Source organism: Microbulbifer mixtoriginis (SeqCode) (genome assembly GCF_052467705.1).
In genome coordinates this window covers 643021-665209 of sequence record NZ_CP174322.1, presented here as the reverse complement: position 1 = coordinate 665209, position 22189 = coordinate 643021, and the positions used below count along the sequence as shown (strand labels likewise).

1 protein-coding gene is annotated in these 22189 nt (G+C 49.3%); it reads right to left on the bottom strand.

From position 1 onward, the window contains the following. Window positions 1–150: 150 nt before the first annotated feature. Complete coding sequence (locus ACJJIB_RS02955; RefSeq protein ID WP_444887822.1) at window positions 151–22188, bottom strand: filamentous hemagglutinin N-terminal domain-containing protein; 22038 nt, start codon at window positions 22186–22188, stop codon at window positions 151–153. Window position 22189 lies beyond the last annotated feature (1 nt).

Genomic DNA, 22189 nt, shown 5'->3' with positions numbered 1-22189 from the left:
AAAAAGGCTGACTCGAAAGAGTCGGCCTTTTTTCGTTGCGGCTTATGTAAATCTTACCCACGAAAAGTCCCCAGATATTTCCAATACAAACGCCCATAAAAAAACCGGCCACTGGGGCCGGTTCGGTATTTTAAAGTCTTCTAGGGGTCATCAGCCCCCTGAATTAATGGAGGCCAAGGTCTCCTGCTCACGGTAGTCGACAGTAACATCCTGGCTCTCTTCCAGCCTGGCGTCGAATTCCGGATCTTCCTCATCGGTTCCGGAAAGTCCTGCTGCAGGTAACAACTCACCGGATCTCAAACGCATTTCCGGGGAATTCACCGCATCCACTCCACTACTGTAAGGTTTCACCGCACTGAAAATCGCCGGGTCAACCTGGGTGAAGTCCTCAACACCATTTTGGATTGCGGAGCGCAATCCCTGGGATGCCTGAGCACCAGCGATAGACTGCAGCTCGTCACCCTTACTAGTGAAGTTAGGCACCTGCCCAATAAATTCAGGCTCGTAATAGGAGACAGAAACAATTGCCACATTGGTAAGCGCATCCATACGCAGCGGCACCAACTCGCTACCGATAATACTCCAGAGCTGAGTATCGGTACCCAGAGTGATATTGCCCGCTGTGATATGCGTATCGCCGTAGGTTTCAGCGGTGAGCATACCAAAGCCCTCACTCGCCAACTGAACGTTACCGCGACCGGCATTGATTTCATCAATCAGTAGGTTGTCTTTCGCCAGCACCGTAATATCGACATCCGGCCCGGAAGTAGAGATAGCAAGGACATCGACATCGGACTCAATGTTGACATCTCCGCTGACCACCAAATCTGCACGCTTAGCTTTGAGGCTACCGCCAATAGTACCCGTGGCACTGCTAAGTACATTAATATCCCCTGATCCATCGTAACCGAGACGCATACCACTGCCAGCAAATCGCAAACCTACGCCGCTTTTGTTAAAGCTGCCGGAATTAACACCGCCATTTTCAAAATCAAAAGCAAAGTCTGTTTCCAAAGTGAGATTACTGGAAGTGTTATCAAGGAACTCAAAATCAGAGAAGCTAAAGTTGCCTACTTTGTTGCCAGAGGATTTCACCTGCCAGGTATCACCAGCAAGGTTGTACTGGAAGGAATCACTTCCGCTGCCACCAGAGAGTGCTACTGTGTCAGAGCTATTCTCATTCACTTCCACGTAGTCATCCCCCTCTCCCAGGGAAATACTATCGATGGTGGTTGCAGAGAGTATGACCGTGTCATTACCTGCACCGGTATCTATTGAAGCAAGCTCACCGCCATTTAAATTAAAAGTATCCTGGCCACTACCCGCATTTATCGCTTCAATACCGCTAAACACAAGCTTTTTGTTATTGCCGCTTACGGTACTCTGCGCATCGTTAATATCCCAAACCGCATCGATATTGGCCCCCTGGATAGTATCGTTTCCACTACCCGCACTCAGGCTCTCCAGATCCGCAAAAGTGACCCCGGCAACTGTCATGCTGTTGAGGCTATCGAAGACATAGTTACTGCCGATGTCCTGGCCAATATATGTACCCACGCCCTGGACCATCTCAAGATTATCAAACAGAACAGTCAGGCCATTCACCCTGGCTTGAGCCGCTCCGTTTTCTAGGGAGCTGCCATTACTGGAAGATGTCCAGCTAGCGCCACTACCGGCTGCATTAACAGTGTCCTCACCCTCACCAGTATCCACACTTTCAAGCCCGGTAAAGAGAATGCCCGCAGCAGTAATATCACCATTGGAAGCCAGGACAAAGGTATCCTTGCCAGAGGTACCTATAAGATGGTCAGTACCTCCCTCACTGCTGACTTTAGTAATGCCTGTAAATGCTATTCCGGCCGTGGCGATTCCAGACTCAGTTAGGGCTAAGACATCATCAGCGTCAGTACCGTATAACTGTGCATTATTAGTTTCTACATGATCAATACCGCTAAATTGAACACCATTCACCTCAAGGGCATTTGCAGTACCAGCTAACTGCCAACTTCCCGCATCGCTCTGAATCGTATCGCTATCATCGTTACCACTTCCCGCAGAAACGCTGGCAACAGACGAGAACTCAATACCCCGCGCTTTGAGCGATTTCCCAGTTTTGGCAAGTTCGAAAGTGTCTGCCTGATTATTTGTTGATGCGTCCAGCGACACGTTGTCTGCATCAACCTGCTCAATGCCCTCAAAGCTCACACCTGCAACAGCAAGAGCACCGCGGCCTAATCCCAATACCCAGGTTTCTCCAGCTATATCACTTGTAGCCACAATAGTGTCTGAGCCTTCGCCTGCATCCACAGAATCAAGTTCCATAAATGTCATGTTGTCGACTCGCACTATGGCATCCGCTCCGGACTTACTTAAGGAGAAAGTGTCCGTATGTTCTCCACCCACCAGCGTGCTGATGCCGCCGCTGATAAACTCGGCGTTCTGGATGGTGATCGCGCCGTGCTCTACTTCATTCTCATTGTCGGTCAGGGCCCAACCTTGGCCCGCCTGGCCGATCACGGTGTCATCACCACCGGCGGCGGCGACCGTGCTGAGGCCGGCGAACTGCATATTGTCCACCTTCACCAACTGACCCTGGCTGCCGCCGTCGAGGAAGGTGTAGGTGTCAGCGAAGTCTCCCCCCATCAGGGTGCTGATGCCGCCGCTGATAAACTCGGCGTTCTGGATGGTGATCGCGCCGTGCTCTACTTCATTCTCATTGTCGGTCAGGGCCCAACCTTGGCCCGCCTGACCGATCACGGTGTCATCACCACCGGCGGCGGCGACCGTGCTGAGGCCGGCGAACTGCATATTGTCCACCTTCACCAACTGACCCTGGCTGCCGCCGTCGAGGAAGGTGTAGGTGTCAGCGAAGTCTCCCCCCATCAGGGTGCTGATGCCGCCGCTGATAAACTCGGCGTTCTGGATGGTGATCGCGCCATGCTCTACTTCATTCTCATTGTCGGTCAGGGCCCAACCTTGGCCCGCCTGACCGATCACGGTGTCATCACCACCGGCGGCGGCGACCGTGCTGAGGCCGGCGAACTGCATATTGTCCACCTTCACCAACTGACCCTGGCTGCCGCCGTCGAGGAAGGTGTAGGTGTCAGCGAAGTCTCCCCCCATCAGGGTGCTGATGCCGCCGCTGATAAACTCGGCGTTCTGGATGGTGATCGCGCCGTGCTCTACTTCATTCTCATTGTCGGTCAGGGCCCAACCTTGGCCCGCCTGGCCGATCACGGTGTCATCACCACCGGCGGCGGCGACCGTGCTGAGGCCGGCGAACTGCATATTGTCCACCTTCACCAACTGACCCTGGCTGCCGCCGTCGAGGAAGGTGTAGGTGTCAGCGAAGTCTCCCCCCATCAGGGTGCTGATGCCGCCGCTGATAAACTCGGCGTTCTGGATGGTGATCGCGCCGTGCTCTACTTCATTCTCATTGTCGGTCAGGGCCCAACCTTGGCCCGCCTGGCCGATCACGGTGTCATCACCACCGGCGGCGGCGACCGTGCTGAGGCCGGCGAACTGCATATTGTCCACCTTCACCAACTGACCCTGGCTGCCGCCGTCGAGGAAGGTGTAGGTGTCAGCGAAGTCTCCCCCCATCAGGGTGCTGATGCCGCCGCTGATAAACTCGGCGTTCTGGATGGTGATCGCGCCGTGCTCTACTTCATTCTCATTGTCGGTCAGGGCCCAACCTTGGCCCGCCTGGCCGATCACGGTGTCATCACCACCGGCGGCGGCGACCGTGCTGAGGCCGGCGAACTGCATATTGTCCACCTTCACCAACTGACCCTGGCTGCCGCCGTCGAGGAAGGTGTAGGTGTCAGCGAAGTCTCCCCCCATCAGGGTGCTGATGCCGCCGCTGATAAACTCGGCGTTCTGGATGGTGATCGCGCCGTGCTCTACTTCATTCTCATTGTCGGTCAGGGCCCAACCTTGGCCCGCCTGACCGATCACGGTGTCATCACCACCGGCGGCGGCGACCGTGCTGAGGCCGGCGAACTGCATATTGTCCACCTTCACCAACTGACCCTGGCTGCCGCCGTCGAGGAAGGTGTAGGTGTCAGCGAAGTCTCCCCCCATCAGGGTGCTGATGCCGCCGCTGATAAACTCGGCGTTCTGGATGGTGATCGCGCCGTGCTCTACTTCATTCTCATTGTCGGTCAGGGCCCAACCTTGGCCCGCCTGACCGATCACGGTGTCATCACCACCGGCGGCGGCGACCGTGCTGAGGCCGGCGAACTGCATATTGTCCACCTTCACCAACTGACCCTGGCTGCCGCCGTCGAGGAAGGTGTAGGTGTCAGCGAAGTCTCCCCCCATCAGGGTGCTGATGCCGCCGCTGATAAACTCGGCGTTCTGGATGGTGATTATGCCGTGCTCTACTTCATTCTCATTGTCGGTCAGGGCCCAACCTTGGCCCGCCTGACCGATCACGGTGTCATCACCACCGGCGGCGGCGACCGTGCTGAGGCCGGCAAACTGCATATTGTCCACCTTCACCAACTGACCCTGGCTGCCGCCGTCGAGGAAGGTGTAGGTGTCAGCGAAGTCTCCCCCCATCAGGGTGCTGATGCCGCCGCTGATAAACTCGGCGTTCTGGATGGTGATCGCGCCGTGCTCTACTTCATTCTCATTGTCGGTCAGGGCCCAACCTTGGCCCGCCTGACCGATCACGGTGTCATCACCACCGGCGGCGGCGACCGTGCTGAGGCCGGCGAACTGCATATTGTCCACCTTCACCAACTGACCCTGGCTGCCGCCGTCGAGGAAGGTGTAGGTGTCAGCGAAGTCTCCCCCCATCAGGGTGCTGATGCCGCCGCTGATAAACTCGGCGTTCTGGATGGTGATTATGCCGTGCTCTACTTCATTCTCATTGTCGGTCAGGGCCCAACCTTGGCCCGCCTGACCGATCACGGTGTCATCACCACCGGCGGCGGCGACCGTGCTGAGGCCGGCAAACTGCATATTGTCCACCTTCACCAACTGACCCTGGCTGCCGCCGTCGAGGAAGGTGTAGGTGTCAGCGAAGTCTCCCCCCATCAGGGTGCTGATGCCGCCGCTGATAAACTCGGCGTTCTGGATGGTGATCGCGCCGTGCTCTACTTCATTCTCATTGTCGGTCAGGGCCCAACCTTGGCCCGCCTGACCGATCACGGTGTCATCACCACCGGCGGCGGCGACCGTGCTGAGGCCGGCGAACTGCATATTGTCCACCTTCACCAACTGACCCTGGCTGCCGCCGTCGAGGAAGGTGTAGGTGTCAGCGAAGTCTCCCCCCATCAGGGTGCTGATGCCGCCGCTGATAAACTCGGCGTTCTGGATGGTGATCGCGCCGTGCTCTACTTCATTCTCATTGTCGGTCAGGGCCCAACCTTGGCCCGCCTGGCCAATCACGGTGTCATCACCACCGGCGGCGGCGACCGTGCTGAGGCCGGCGAACTGCATATTGTCCACCTTCACCAACTGACCCTGGCTACCGCCGTCGAGGAAGGTGTAGGTGTCAGCGAAGTCTCCCCCCATCAGGGTGCTGATGCCGCCGCTGATAAACTCGGCGTTCTGGATGGTGATCGCGCCATGCTCTACTTCATTCTCATTGTCGGTCAGGGCCCAACCTTGGCCCGCCTGACCGATCACGGTGTCATCACCACCGGCGGCGGCGACCGTGCTGAGGCCGGCGAACTGCATATTGTCCACCTTCACCAACTGACCCTGGCTGCCGCCGTCGAGGAAGGTGTAGGTGTCAGCGAAGTCTCCCCCCATCAGGGTGCTGATGCCGCCGCTGATAAACTCGGCGTTCTGGATGGTGATCGCGCCATGCTCTACTTCATTCTCATTGTCGGTCAGGGCCCAACCTTGGCCCGCCTGGCCGATCACGGTGTCATCACCACCGGCGGCGGCGACCGTGCTGAGGCCGGCGAACTGCATATTGTCCACCTTCACCAACTGACCCTGGCTGCCGCCGTCGAGGAAGGTGTAGGTGTCAGCGAAGTCTCCCCCCATCAGGGTGCTGATGCCGCCGCTGATAAACTCGGCGTTCTGGATGGTGATCGCGCCGTGCTCTACTTCATTCTCATTGTCGGTCAGGGCCCAACCTTGGCCCGCCTGGCCGATCACGGTGTCATCACCACCGGCGGCGGCGACCGTGCTGAGGCCGGCGAACTGCATATTGTCCACCTTCACCAACTGACCCTGGCTGCCGCCGTCGAGGAAGGTGTAGGTGTCAGCGAAGTCTCCCCCCATCAGGGTGCTGATGCCGCCGCTGATAAACTCGGCGTTCTGGATGGTGATCGCGCCATGCTCTACTTCATTCTCATTGTCGGTCAGGGCCCAACCTTGGCCCGCCTGACCGATCACGGTGTCATCACCACCGGCGGCGGCGACCGTGCTGAGGCCGGCGAACTGCATATTGTCCACCTTCACCAACTGACCCTGGCTGCCGCCGTCGAGGAAGGTGTAGGTGTCAGCGAAGTCTCCCCCCATCAGGGTGCTGATGCCGCCGCTGATAAACTCGGCGTTCTGGATGGTGATCGCGCCATGCTCTACTTCATTCTCATTGTCGGTCAGGGCCCAACCTTGGCCCGCCTGACCGATCACGGTGTCATCACCACCGGCGGCGGCGACCGTGCTGAGGCCGGCGAACTGCATATTGTCCACCTTCACCAACTGACCCTGGCTGCCGCCGTCGAGGAAGGTGTAGGTGTCAGCGAAGTCTCCCCCCATCAGGGTGCTGATGCCGCCGCTGATAAACTCGGCGTTCTGGATGGTGATCGCGCCGTGCTCTACTTCATTCTCATTGTCGGTCAGGGCCCAACCTTGGCCCGCCTGGCCGATCACGGTGTCATCACCACCGGCGGCGGCGACCGTGCTGAGGCCGGCGAACTGCATATTGTCCACCTTCACCAACTGACCCTGGCTGCCGCCGTCGAGGAAGGTGTAGGTGTCAGCGAAGTCTCCCCCCATCAGGGTGCTGATGCCGCCGCTGATAAACTCGGCGTTCTGGATGGTGATCGCGCCGTGCTCTACTTCATTCTCATTGTCGGTCAGGGCCCAACCTTGGCCCGCCTGACCGATCACGGTGTCATCACCACCGGCGGCGGCGACCGTGCTGAGGCCGGCGAACTGCATATTGTCCACCTTCACCAACTGACCCTGGCTGCCGCCGTCGAGGAAGGTGTAGGTGTCAGCGAAGTCTCCCCCCATCAGGGTGCTGATGCCGCCGCTGATAAACTCGGCGTTCTGGATGGTGATCGCGCCGTGCTCTACTTCATTCTCATTGTCGGTCAGGGCCCAACCTTGGCCCGCCTGGCCAATCACGGTGTCATCACCACCGGCGGCGGCGACCGTGCTGAGGCCGGCGAACTGCATATTGTCCACCTTCACCAACTGACCCTGGCTGCCGCCGTCGAGGAAGGTGTAGGTGTCAGCGAAGTCTCCCCCCATCAGGGTGCTGATGCCGCCGCTGATAAACTCGGCGTTCTGGATGGTGATTGTGCCGTGCTCTACTTCATTCTCATTGTCGGTCAGGGCCCAACCTTGGCCCGCCTGACCGATCACGGTGTCATCACCACCGGCGGCGGCGACCGTGCTGAGACCGGCAAACTGCATATTGTCCACCTTCACCAACTGACCCTGGCTGCCGCCGTCGAGGAAGGTGTAGGTGTCAGCGAAGTCTCCCCCCATCAGGGTGCTGATGCCGCCGCTGATAAACTCGGCGTTCTGGATGGTGATCGCGCCATGCTCTACTTCATTCTCATTGTCGGTCAGGGCCCAACCTTGGCCCGCCTGGCCAATCACGGTGTCACCTCCATCACCGGCGGCGACAGTGCTGAGACCGGCGAACTGCATATCGTCCACCTTCACTAACTGCCCTTGGCTGCCGCCGTCTAGGAAGGTGTAGGTGTCAGCAAAGCCTTCTTTGCCCGTCAGCGTGCTACCGCCTCCACTAATTAAATTCGCATTTTTTATAATAATTCCTGCATGACTTACTTCATTATCATTAGCAGTCAAAGCCCAGCCTAAATTTGAGTACCCTTCTAAACCTGCATTCTTTGCAATTAAGTAAGAGACATCAAAAAATGTAATGCCATTATTCGTCGCAGTGTTAGCGTTATTAATTATCCAGTTGTGGCCAAGTAAACCAGTTACAGTTCTTGCATAGCCATTTGTTTTAACACTTGTTACACCAGTGAAATTAAATTCATATCCAGGATTTTGCGAATCAGTATCAGATGAAACCAACCCATCCCCTAATACATAAAAATCTCCTTCTTGGGACGCCCCAATAACAATGCTACTGGAGATAATGTCACTGAGATTAACGAATTGGATCCCGTTGATTTTTCCATTTTCTAGATTTGCCTCATCGACGGATAAGGTGTCCTGGCCTCCCAATGCATCAACAATTGTCACCCCAGTAAAATCGATCGCTGAGGCAACAACAAGGTTGTCATTTCCGTTTTCAATTATGCTGAAAGCATCAACATTATCGGTGCCATAGAGAGTTGTCGTGTAAGCGTCTTCAATATCCTGGAAAAGTAACCCCTGAGAGTAAAGACGTAACTCTCCAGCAATACCTGTTAGCTCCAGACCATTAGAGTAATTTTCGGCATCTACATAATCATCGCCGCCCAAAGCATTGACAGACTCAAGACCAGTAAACGTTAAGCCATTAACCTGTAGCTCAGCACTGTCATTAAAAGTAAATATTTCTTTATCATTGGTGCCTAGTAAAATATCCGATGTATTAACACCAGCATGTGCTCCGGCTTCCACTCGGGTAAGCCCATTGAAGTGCATTCCATCAACTTGGATCGCCGTTGTGCTATCAGCATTTTTTACAATTTGGTAGCTATCATTGCTATTGGACGCACCCTGCAGTATTCCATTGCCGCCACTGAATATATCAGCATCATTGATGATGACATCGGCATGCTCTACCTGGTTATCACTCGCTGTGAGCGCCCAGTTTCTATTGTTAACACTACTGTTAATCGTGTCTGTAAAAGAGCTTGAGTCCCCAGCGCTTAAAATATCAATACCGGTAAAGGCCATGCCTTTAGTATCAATCTGGGTCTTTTGCTGTCCATTATCTGTGTAAGCAGAAAGCGTAAAGATTTCATCTTGGTCATTTCTACCAACCAGCTCACCAATATCTGCCTGGATAGTTTCTACATTACTGAAGGCAATGTTGTAGCCTGTGACCTCTTTATTTCCGGATCCCAAAATCCACTGGCTGCCGGTTTGCCCAGTACCGTCAATAATACTGTCTGTACCCGCACCGGTATTGAGGCTTGCAATACCGGTAAAGGCTATCTCATTGGCTTTGAAGGCCTTGTCTCCAGTAATTTCGATCGTATCGTCCGAATCTGAGCCGACAAGATTTTCGCCACCCGCACCCGCAATCTCAATCTGTTTAAATAAGATATTGCTGGTAATCAGTTCTTTTGCGATTCCGGTGAGCGCAACCGTTTCTCCAGCCTTTGCATTCACGGTGTCGGCAATATTAGTATCGTTGCCGGCTAATACAGAGCTCACATCCGAGAACTGGATGCCTTTGCTGCGCAGCTTATTATCACCCTCAACGGTGAAGGTGTCTGCACCCGTGGTGCCGGTTAAAATTCCTGTATTAGTAACCGCATCAATGCCACTGAAGTTGATGTCATAGCTGCTACCATTAGGATCGATGGTTACACCAAAGGCATTATTACCTTGAAGAGTAACTGCACCGGTTGCATCTACCGTGTCCGTATAATTAGTATCATCCGTATTCGCATTCACATTGCGAATACCTTTAAAGATCATGGAGTCAACGGTGATATCGCCTGTCAGGGAAAGCTGATAGCTATCTCCGTTATCAGCGGCACCAACGAGGGTGTTATTACCACCCGTCAGACTGCGCATTCCTGCAAAAGTAATGCCTGAGTGCTTAACTTCATTATCCGCAGAAACGAGTTCCCACTGGTCGCTGGTCTCAGAGGTAACAGCTCCACTAGAGCCAGTATCAACAATACGATCAACACTGGAGAAGGTGATCGCTTTAGCGAAAACTTTGTTGGTATCTTTTACCGTATAAGCGATATCCGCACCCAGCAGATTACTCGCTACCGCTTCATTAATACCGGATATCGTAATATCGATAATGTTGCCATCGGTAAAATCTGCTTTTACGTTGTTGTCATCTAGCAAAAGAAGATTGCCACTAATAGCACTGGCATCTAGTGACGCAGTACCGTTACCCTCAATTGTGGTAAATCCAGTAAAGCGAATAGCATCAGCATCAATACGTCCATCACTAGTCAGGGCAAATTCATTATCATCGTTCTTACTTTCCAGTGTGCCCTGATTATCTGAAGCGGTGACTTTTTCTATATTGGTAAAGGTAATTCCGCTGCTTGTGGCTTCTTTATCTGTATTCGAGAGACTCCATGTACTGTTGGCTACAAGCGTGCTAACAGTATCACTACCCTCGCCGGTATCAATCGTTTTATTGAAGCCAGTAAAGTCAATACTATTGGCTGTGATTTTGTCAGCGGTACTGGCAATGATAAAGCTGTCATCTATAGCCGATCCGACAATCTTGCCGTTTGAGTTGTTAATAAAAGCGACCTGTTCAATATCTTTGAACAGGATATTGGCATTGCGCAGCTCTTCTTGATTTCCAGTGAGATTTACATCAGTTTCTGTATTCAGTTGATCAGAAATGCCATCATTACTTGTGCCTCCGGCATTAACTTCTTCAATACCGGTGAAGCTGATACCGTAAGTATGTAGTTCGCCACTAAGGAAACCAAACGTATCGGCCTCGTCGGTACCGATCAAAATATCTGTTGTGTTAACATCAGCATGTGCTCCGGCTTCCACTCGGGTAAGCCCATTAAAGTGCATCCCATCAACTTGGATCGCCGTTGTGCTATCAGCATTTTTTACAATTTGGTAGCTATCATTGCTATTGGACGCACCCTGCAGTATTCCATTGCCGCCACTGAATATATCAGCATCGTTGATAATGACATCGGCATGCTCTACCTGGTTATCACTCGCTGTGAGCGCCCAGTTTCTATTGTTAACACTACTGTTAATCGTGTCTGTAAAAGAGCTTGAGTCCCCAGCGCTTAAAATATCAATACCGGTAAAGGCCATGCCTTTAGTATCAATCTGGGTCTTTTGCTGTCCATTATCTGTGTAAGCAGAAAGCGTAAAGATTTCATCTTGGTCATTTCTACCAACCAGCTCACCAATATCTGCCTGGATAGTTTCTACATTACTGAAGGCAATGTTGTAGCCTGTGACCTCTTTATTTCCGGATCCCAAAATCCACTGGCTGCCGGTTTGCCCAGTACCGTCAATAATACTGTCTGTACCCGCACCGGTATTGAGGCTTGCAATACCGGTAAAGGCTATCTCATTGGCTTTGAAGGCCTTGTCTCCAGTAATTTCGATCGTATCGTCCGAATCTGAGCCGACAAGATTTTCGCCACCCGCACCCGCAATCTCAATCTGTTTAAATAAGATATTGCTGGTAATCAGTTCTTTTGCGATTCCGGTGAGCGCAACCGTTTCTCCAGCCTTTGCATTCACGGTGTCGGCAATATTAGTATCGTTGCCGGCTAATACAGAGCTCACATCCGAGAACTGGATGCCTTTGCTGTGCAGCTTATTATCACCCTCAACGGTGAAGGTGTCTGCACCCGTGGTGCCGGTTAAAATCCCTGTATTAGTAACCGCATCAATGCCACTGAAGTTGATGTCATAGCTGCTACCATTAGGATCGATGGTTACACCAAAGGCATTATTACCTTGAAGAGTAACTGCACCGGTTGCATCTACCGTGTCCGTATAATTAGTATCATCCGTATTCGCATTCACATTGCGAATACCTTTAAAGATCATGGAGTCAACGGTGATATCGCCTGTCAGGGAAAGCTGATAGCTATCTCCGTTATCAGCGGCACCAACGAGGGTGTTATTACCACCCGTCAGACTGCGCATTCCTGCAAAAGTAATGCCTGAGTGCTTAACTTCATTATCCGCAGAAACGAGTTCCCACTGGTCGCTGGTCTCAGAGGTAACAGCTCCACTAGAGCCAGTATCAACAATACGATCAACACTGGAGAAGGTGATCGCTTTAGCGAAAACTTTGTTGGTATCTTTTACCGTATAAGCGATATCCGCACCCAGCAGATTACTCGCTACCGCTTCATTAATACCGGATATCGTAATATCGATAATGTTGCCATCGGTAAAATCTGCTTTTACGTTGTTGTCATCTAGCAAAAGAAGATTGCCACTAATAGCACTGGCATCTAGTGACGCAGTACCGTTACCCTCAATTGTGGTAAATCCAGTAAAGCGAATAGCATCAGCATCAATACGTCCATCACTAGTCAGGGCAAATTCATTATCATCGTTCTTACTTTCCAGTGTGCCCTGATTATCTGAAGCGGTGACTTTTTCTATATTGGTAAAGGTAATTCCGCTGCTTGTGGCTTCTTTATCTGTATTCGAGAGACTCCATGTACTGTTGGCTACAAGCGTGCTAACAGTATCACTACCCTCGCCGGTATCAATCGTTTTATTGAAGCCAGTAAAGTCAATACTATTGGCTGTGATTTTGTCAGCGGTACTGGCAATGATAAAGCTGTCATCTATAGCCGATCCGACAATCTTGCCGTTTGAGTTGTTAATAAAAGCGACCTGTTCAATATCTTTGAACAGGATATTGGCATTGCGCAGCTCTTCTTGATTTCCAGTGAGATTTACATCAGTTTCTGTATTCAGTTGATCAGAAATGCCATCATTACTTGTGCCTCCGGCATTAACTTCTTCAATACCGGTGAAGCTGATACCGTAAGTATGTAGTTCGCCACTAAGGAAACCAAACGTATCGGCCTCGTCGGTACCGATCAAAATATCTGTTGTGTTAACATCAGCATGTGCTCCGGCTTCCACTCGGGTAAGCCCATTAAAGTGCATCCCATCAACTTGGATCGCCGTTGTGCTATCAGCATTTTTTACAATTTGGTAGCTATCATTGCTATTGGACGCACCCTGCAGTATTCCATTGCCGCCACTGAATATATCAGCATCATTGATGATGACATCGGCATGCTCTACCTGATTATCACTCGCTGTGAGCGCCCAGTTTCTATTGTTAACACTACTGTTAATCGTGTCTGTAAAAGAGCTTGAGTCCCCAGCGCTTAAAATATCAATACCGGTAAAGGCCATGCCTTTAGTATCAATCTGGGTCTTTTGCTGTCCATTATCTGTGTAAGCAGAAAGCGTAAAGATTTCATCTTGGTCATTTCTACCAACCAGCTCACCAATATCTGCCTGGATAGTTTCTACATTACTGAAGGCAATGTTGTAGCCTGTGACCTCTTTATTTCCGGATCCCAAAATCCACTGGCTGCCGGTTTGCCCAGTACCGTCAATAATACTGTCTGTACCCGCACCGGTATTGAGGCTTGCAATACCGGTAAAGGCTATCTCATTGGCTTTGAAGGCCTTGTCTCCAGTAATTTCGATCGTATCGTCCGAATCTGAGCCGACAAGATTTTCGCCACCCGCACCCGCAATCTCAATCTGTTTAAATAAGATATTGCTGGTAATCAGTTCTTTTGCGATTCCGGTGAGCGCAACCGTTTCTCCAGCCTTTGCATTCACGGTGTCGGCAATATTAGTATCGTTGCCGGCTAATACAGAGCTCACATCCGAGAACTGGATGCCTTTGCTGCGCAGCTTATTATCACCCTCAACGGTGAAGGTGTCTGCACCCGTGGTGCCGGTTAAAATTCCTGTATTAGTAACCGCATCAATGCCACTGAAGTTGATGTCATAGCTGCTACCATTAGGATCGATGGTTACACCAAAGGCATTATTACCTTGAAGAGTAACTGCACCGGTTGCATCTACCGTGTCCGTATAATTAGTATCATCCGTATTCGCATTCACATTGCGAATACCTTTAAAGATCATGGAGTCAACGGTGATATCGCCTGTCAGGGAAAGCTGATAGCTATCTCCGTTATCAGCGGCACCAACGAGGGTGTTATTACCACCCGTCAGACTGCGCATTCCTGCAAAAGTAATGCCTGAGTGCTTAACTTCATTATCCGCAGAAACGAGTTCCCACTGGTCGCTGGTCTCAGAGGTAACAGCTCCACTAGAGCCAGTATCAACAATACGATCAACACCGGAGAAGGTGATCGCTTTAGCGAAAACTTTGTTGGTATCTTTTACTGTATAAGCGATATCCGCACCCAGCAGATTACTCGCTACCGCTTCATTAATACCGGATATCGTAATATCGATAATGTTGCCATCGGTAAAATCTGCTTTTACGTTGTTGTCATCTAGCAAAAGAAGATTGCCACTAATAGCACTGGCATCTAGTGACGCAGTACCGTTACCCTCAATTGTGGTAAATCCAGTAAAGCGAATAGCATCAGCATCAATACGTCCATCACTAGTCAGGGCAAATTCATTATCATCGTTCTTACTTTCCAGTGTGCCCTGATTATCTGAAGCGGTGACTTTTTCTATATTGGTAAAGGTAATTCCGCTGCTTGTGGCTTCTTTATCTGTATTCGAGAGACTCCATGTACTGTTGGCTACAAGCGTGCTAACAGTATCACTACCCTCGCCGGTATCAATCGTTTTATTGAAGCCAGTAAAGTCGATATTATTAGCCGTGAGCTTGTCACCGGTACTGGCTATGATAAAGCTGTCATCTATAGCCGATCCGACAATCTTGCCGTTCGAGTTGTTAATAAAGGCGACCTGTTCAATATCTTTGAACAGGATATTGGCATTGCGCAGCTCTTCTTGATTTCCGGTGAGATTTACATCAGTTTCTGTATTCAGTTGATCAGAAATTCCATCATTACTTGTGCCTCCGGCATTAACTTCTTCAATACCGGTGAAGCTGATACCGTAAGTATGTAGTTCGCCACTAAGGAAACCAAACGTATCGGCCTCGTCGGTACCGATCAAAATATCTGTTGTGTTAACACCAGCATGTGCTCCGGCTTCCACTCGGGTAAGCCCATTGAAGTGCATTCCATCAACTTGGATCGCCGTTGTGCTATCAGCATTTTTTACAATTTGGTAGCTATCATTGCTATTAGACGCACCCTGCAGTATTCCATTGCCGCCACTGAATATATCAGCATCATTGATGATGACATCGGCATGCTCTACCTGATTATCACTCGCTGTGAGCGCCCAGTTTCTATTGTTAACACTACTGTTAATCGTGTCTGTAAAAGAGCTTGAGTCCCCAGCGCTTAAAATATCAATACCGGTAAAGGCCATGCCTTTAGTATCAATCTGGGTCTTTTGCTGTCCATTATCTGTGTAAGCAGAAAGCGTAAAGATTTCATCTTGGTCATTTCTACCAACCAGCTCACCAATATCTGCCTGGATAGTTTCTACATTACTGAAGGCAATGTTGTAGCCTGTGACCTCTTTATTTCCGGATCCCAAAATCCACTGGCTGCCGGTTTGCCCAGTACCGTCAATAATACTGTCTGTACCCGCACCGGTATTGAGGCTTGCAATACCGGTAAAGGCTATCTCATTGGCTTTGAAGGCCTTGTCTCCAGTAATTTCGATCGTATCGTCCGAATCTGAGCCGACAAGATTTTCGCCACCCGCACCCGCAATCTCAATCTGTTTAAATAAGATATTGCTGGTAATCAGTTCTTTTGCGATTCCGGTGAGCGCAACCGTTTCTCCAGCCTTTGCATTCACGGTGTCGGCAATATTAGTATCGTTGCCGGCTAATACAGAGCTCACATCCGAGAACTGGATGCCTTTGCTGTGCAGCTTATTATCACCCTCAACGGTGAAGGTGTCTGCACCCGTGGTGCCGGTTAAAATCCCTGTATTAGTAACCGCATCAATGCCACTGAAGTTGATGTCATAGCTGCTACCATTAGGATCGATGGTTACACCAAAGGCATTATTACCTTGAAGAGTAACTGCACCGGTTGCATCTACCGTGTCCGTATAATTAGTATCATCCGTATTCGCATTCACATTGCGAATACCTTTAAAGATCATGGAGTCAACGGTGATATCGCCTGTCAGGGAAAGCTGATAGCTATCTCCGTTATCAGCGGCACCAACGAGGGTGTTATTACCACCCGTCAGACTGCGCATTCCTGCAAAAGTAATGCCTGAGTGCTTAACTTCATTATCCGCAGAAACGAGTTCCCACTGGTCGCTGGTCTCAGAGGTAACAGCTCCACTAGAGCCAGTATCAACAATACGATCAACACTGGAGAAGGTGATCGCTTTAGCGAAAACTTTGTTGGTATCTTTTACCGTATAAGCGATATCCGCACCCAGCAGATTACTCGCTACCGCTTCATTAATACCGGATATCGTAATATCGATAATGTTGCCATCGGTAAAATCTGCTTTTACGTTGTTGTCATCTAGCAAAAGAAGATTGCCACTAATAGCACTGGCATCTAGTGACGCAGTACCGTTACCCTCAATTGTGGTAAATCCAGTAAAGCGAATAGCATCAGCATCAATACGTCCATCACTAGTCAGGGCAAATTCATTATCATCGTTCTTACTTTCCAGTGTGCCCTGATTATCTGAAGCGGTGACTTTTTCTATATTGGTAAAGGTAATTCCGCTGCTTGTGGCTTCTTTATCTGTATTCGAGAGACTCCATGTACTGTTGGCTACAAGCGTGCTAACAGTATCACTACCCTCGCCGGTATCAATCGTTTTATTGAAGCCAGTAAAGTCAATACTATTGGCTGTGATTTTGTCAGCGGTACTGGCAATGATAAAGCTGTCATCTATAGCCGATCCGACAATCTTGCCGTTTGAGTTGTTAATAAAAGCGACCTGTTCAATATCTTTGAACAGGATATTGGCATTGCGCAGCTCTTCTTGATTTCCAGTGAGATTTACATCAGTTTCTGTATTCAGTTGATCAGAAATGCCATCATTACTTGTGCCTCCGGCATTAACTTCTTCAATACCGGTGAAGCTGATACCGTAAGTATGTAGTTCGCCACTAAGGAAACCAAACGTATCGGCCTCGTCGGTACCGATCAAAATATCTGTTGTGTTAACATCAGCATGTGCTCCGGCTTCCACTCGGGTAAGCTCATTGAAGTGCATTCCATCAACTTGGATCGCCGTTGTGCTATCAGCATTTTTTACAATTTGGTAGCTATCATTGCTATTAGACGCACCCTGCAGTATTCCATTGCCGCCACTGAATATATCAGCATCATTGATGATGACATCGGCATGCTCTACCTGATTATCACTCGCTGTGAGCGCCCAGTTTCTATTGTTAACACTACTGTTAATCGTGTCTGTAAAAGAGCTTGAGTCCCCAGCGCTTAAAATATCAATACCGGTAAAGGCCATGCCTTTAGTATCAATCTGGGTCTTTTGCTGTCCATTATCTGTATAAGCAGAAAGCGTAAAGATTTCATCTTGGTCATTTCTACCAACCAGCTCACCAATATCTGCCTGGATAGTTTCTACATTACTGAAGGCAATGTTGTAGCCTGTGACCTCTTTATTTCCGGATCCCAAAATCCACTGGCTGCCGGTTTGCCCAGTACCGTCAATAATACTGTCTGTACCCGCACCGGTATTGAGGCTTGCAATACCGGTAAAGGCTATCTCATTGGCTTTGAAGGCCTTGTCTCCAGTAATTTCGATCGTATCGTCCGAATCTGAGCCGACAAGATTTTCGCCACCCGCACCCGCAATCTCAATCTGTTTAAATAAGATATTGCTGGTAATCAGTTCTTTTGCGATTCCGGTGAGCGCAACCGTTTCTCCAGCCTTTGCATTCACGGTGTCGGCAATATTAGTATCGTTGCCGGCTAATACAGAGCTCACATCCGAGAACTGGATGCCTTTGCTGCGCAGCTTATTATCACCCTCAACGGTGAAGGTGTCTGCACCCGTGGTGCCGGTTAAAATCCCTGTATTAGTAACCGCATCAATGCCACTGAAGTTGATGTCATAGCTGCTACCATTAGGATCGATGGTTACACCAAAGGCATTATTACCTTGAAGAGTAACTGCACCGGTTGCATCTACCGTGTCCGTATAATTAGTATCATCCGTATTCGCATTCACATTGCGAATACCTTTAAAGATCATGGAGTCAACGGTGATATCGCCTGTCAGGGAAAGCTGATAGCTATCTCCGTTATCAGCGGCACCAACGAGGGTGTTATTACCACCCGTCAGACTACGCATTCCTGCAAAAGTAATGCCTGAGTGCTTAACTTCATTATCCGCAGAAACGAGTTCCCACTGGTCGCTGGTCTCAGAGGTAACAGCTCCACTAGAGCCAGTATCAACAATACGATCAACACCGGAGAAGGTGATCGCTTTAGCGAAAACTTTGTTGGTATCTTTTACTGTATAAGCGATATCCGCACCCAGCAGATTACTCGCTACCGCTTCATTAATACCGGATATCGTAATATCGATAATGTTGCCATCAGTAAAATCTGCTTTTACGTTGTTGTCATCTAGCAAAAGAAGATTGCCACTAATAGCACTAGCATCTAGTGACGCAGTACCGTTACCCTCAATTGTGGTAAATCCAGTAAAGCGAATAGCATCAGCATCAATACGTCCATCACTAGTCAGGGCAAATTCATTATCATCGTTCTTACTTTCCAGTGTGCCCTGATTATCTGAAGCGGTGACTTTTTCTATATTGGTAAAGGTAATTCCGCTGCTTGTGGCTTCTTTATCTGTATTCGAGAGACTCCATGTACTGTTGGCTACAAGCGTACTAACGGTGTCAGTGCCCTCGCCGGTATCAATCGTTTTATTGAAGCCAGTAAAGTCGATATTATTAGCCGTGAGCTTGTCACCGGTACTGGCTATGATAAAGCTGTCATCTATAGCCGATCCGACAATCTTGCCGTTCGAGTTGTTAATAAAGGCGACCTGTTCAATATCTTTGAACAGGATATTGGCATTGCGCAGCTCTTCTTGATTTCCGGTGAGATTTACATCAGTTTCTGTATTCAGTTGATCAGAAATTCCATCATTACTTGTGCCTCCGGCATTAACTTCTTCAATACCGGTGAAGCTGATACCGTAAGTATGTAGTTCGCCACTAAGGAAACCAAACGTATCGGCCTCGTCGGTACCGATCAAAATATCTGTTGTGTTAACACCAGCATGTGCTCCGGCTTCCACTCGGGTAAGCTCATTGAAGTGCATTCCATCAACTTGGATCGCCGTTGTGCTATCAGCATTTTTTACAATTTGGTAGCTATCATTGCTATTAGACGCACCCTGCAGTATTCCATTGCCGCCACTGAATATATCAGCATCGTTGATAATGACATCGGCATGCTCTACCTGGTTATCACTTGTTGTGAGCGCCCAGTTTCTATTGTTAACACTACTGTTAATCGTGTCTGTAAAAGAGCTTGAGTCCCCAGCGCTTAAAATATCAATACCGGTAAAGGCCATGCCTTTAGTATCAATCTGGGTCTTTTGCTGTCCATCATCTGTGTAAGCAGAAAGCGTAAAGATTTCATCTTGGTCATTTCTACCAACCAGCTCACCAATATCTGCCTGGATAGTTTCTACATTACTGAAGGCAATGTTGTAGCCTGTGACCTCTTTATTTCCGGATCCCAAAATCCACTGGCTGCCGGTTTGCCCAGTACCGTCAATAATACTGTCTGTACCCGCACCGGTATTGAGGCTTGCAATACCGGTAAAGGCTATCTCATTGGCTTTGAAGGCCTTGTCTCCAGTAATTTCGATCGTATCGTCCGAATCTGAGCCGACAAGATTTTCGCCACCCGCACCCGCAATCTCAATCTGTTTAAATAAGATATTGCTGGTAATCAGTTCTTTTGCGATTCCGGTGAGCGCAACCGTTTCTCCAGCCTTTGCATGTATCGTATCTTCACCAGCACCGGTATTAAGAGTTTCGATGCTAGAAAAGGACAATTTTAGATGATTTACATTGGTCTCATCAGGGTTTGTTGAGGTTGATACCAGATCAAATGCATTATTCCCAGTGATGAATACTTCATCTTGCCAATCACTAAGAACAAATATATCAGAACCACTGCCACCTAAAACGTTGAAAGTAGCTTGCGATGCACCATCAAAATAAATCTTACCAAGATAATTAGTTGAGCCCTCACCTTTTTGACCAACCTTTAATTCGAAGCTACCCCCTTCAAAAGCACCCTGATCATCTAAAGTATCTGAAAAATTTATCTTGCCGTAATTATTAAAAGAGCCACCAGCAGATAAATTAATCTTATTAGCAACTATTTCTGCTGCCTTATCTCCATCCAGATTATTTTCGATATCCCCTTGAGCTATAATCTGAATGTTCTCAGCAGTTATGGAACCAAAATAACTATCATTCAATACGGCCGATGCGGCATTAATGAAACTACCATCTGTTGCCACAGAAAAGTTTACTAGGCCTTGAATAGTTCCGTTATTAATTACATCTGTTTTGGCAAGGATAGAGAGGCTACCAGCTCCACCAGCATTTACAGTTGCATCTTGGTGTATCATTACTCCAGCATGGGAATCTAGAGTTAATGTAGTATTACTGCTCCAACTCAAGTTATTTCGAATACGTATTCCATAAGTAAAATCACCAGAATAACTTTCATTACCACTATTCCAAGCAGCATTTGCAGTATTATCGGAAGTTGTTTTTACAGTTACACTATTATTAGTTAAAGCGTCCTGTAATGTACCCACACTCATGCAGTTACTTATGCAATCAGGAACATCCTCTGAACTATCATCTAGGATATCGAACCAACCTGGATCTAATAGCCATTCTCCTGTAATTCCTTTGCCATGGCTTAATGTAGAAACATACATGCCATCTTCACCAAGGTTAAGATAAACCTTACCTGAAGTTTCGACAAAACCACCATCACCACCTTGCTTACCTGACTCGGCTAAAATAGTTCCGGCAAAATTCGTAGTGTGGTCGGCCCAAACAATAACCTCACCACCATCGCTTTCGCCTAAACCACTCGCGTCAATATGAGCATCTTCAGTGACTGTTGTTTTTTTGGCATTACGAATCCGGGAATTTTTTCCTTGATAATCTCCACCGATTAATGCTTCACCACCTGCCGCCGTGCCACGGGCATCTATGGTGCCGCTGACCAGCACTTCATCGCCGAGAACCATGGCCTGACCGCCCCGGCCAGCGCTACCACGAACATCAATCGCACCACTGTGTTCTGCAGTATCACCCTCGAGCACCACCTGACCGCCCGTGGAACCAGCGGCTTGTAACGCGCCACTATTGATGACACTGGAACCCGAACCAAATAAACGGATTTTGCCTCCGCTGGTGTCGATTCCCTGGGCTTTAATCGTGCCTTCGTTATTTACTGCAGCAGTAAATAAGTCACCAGATACACTCGCTTCCAGGAGAACCTGGGCACCATCGATATTACCTTTATTTAAAACAGCGCTATCAACACCGAGGTCGTTTTCCATCACCTCTTTAGTGACTTGCACACCGATCATGCCGTCGGCATCGAAGGTAAGGATCGCTTCATCTGCAGCGGCCAAACTGACCAGCTCTGCACTAATCAGACCTGACGAGGCGTTGGTGACCTGTTTACCTACCAATACAGCACTGGCTGCATTGATAACACCTTTGTTGACAACAAAGCCCGCGGAGCCGTCCTCCCCCTTAAAGGTAAAGTTGCCATTCATAAAATCCTCTGGGCTCATATCGAGCCCAGAGGCGGTAATGGCACCAACATTAATAGTGGCACTTTCGGTAAAGAGTACCCCGCGCGGGTTTACTAGAATAACGTGGCCATTGGCTTCAATGGAGCCATGAATCGTACTAGCACTTTGATCCAAAATTCGGTTGAGTACGACTGAGGAGGTATTTGGCTGAAGAAACTTAACCAACTCTTCAGCACTTAGATTAAAAGAATCCCAATCTATCGAGAGCAGATCGGTATTTTGATCGATTGTGGTGGTCGTACCATTCACATCGATTGTGCCACTACCACCGGTTACCACACCGCCTTCCGGGCCTGCATGCGTCAGAGGGCTTAGTAAGCCTGCAAACATGCCAGCATACGCTAAGCGGGATACCTTGATTGCAGAAGTCAGTTTTTTCAGTTCAAGAGTATTTTTTTTGGCTTTCATA

Excerpts from the sequence above, each read along its gene's own strand:
- ACJJIB_RS02955 (WP_444887822.1), bottom strand. The coding sequence starts at position 22,188 with ATGAAAGCCAAAAAAAATACTCTTGAACTGAAAAAACTGACTTCTGCA.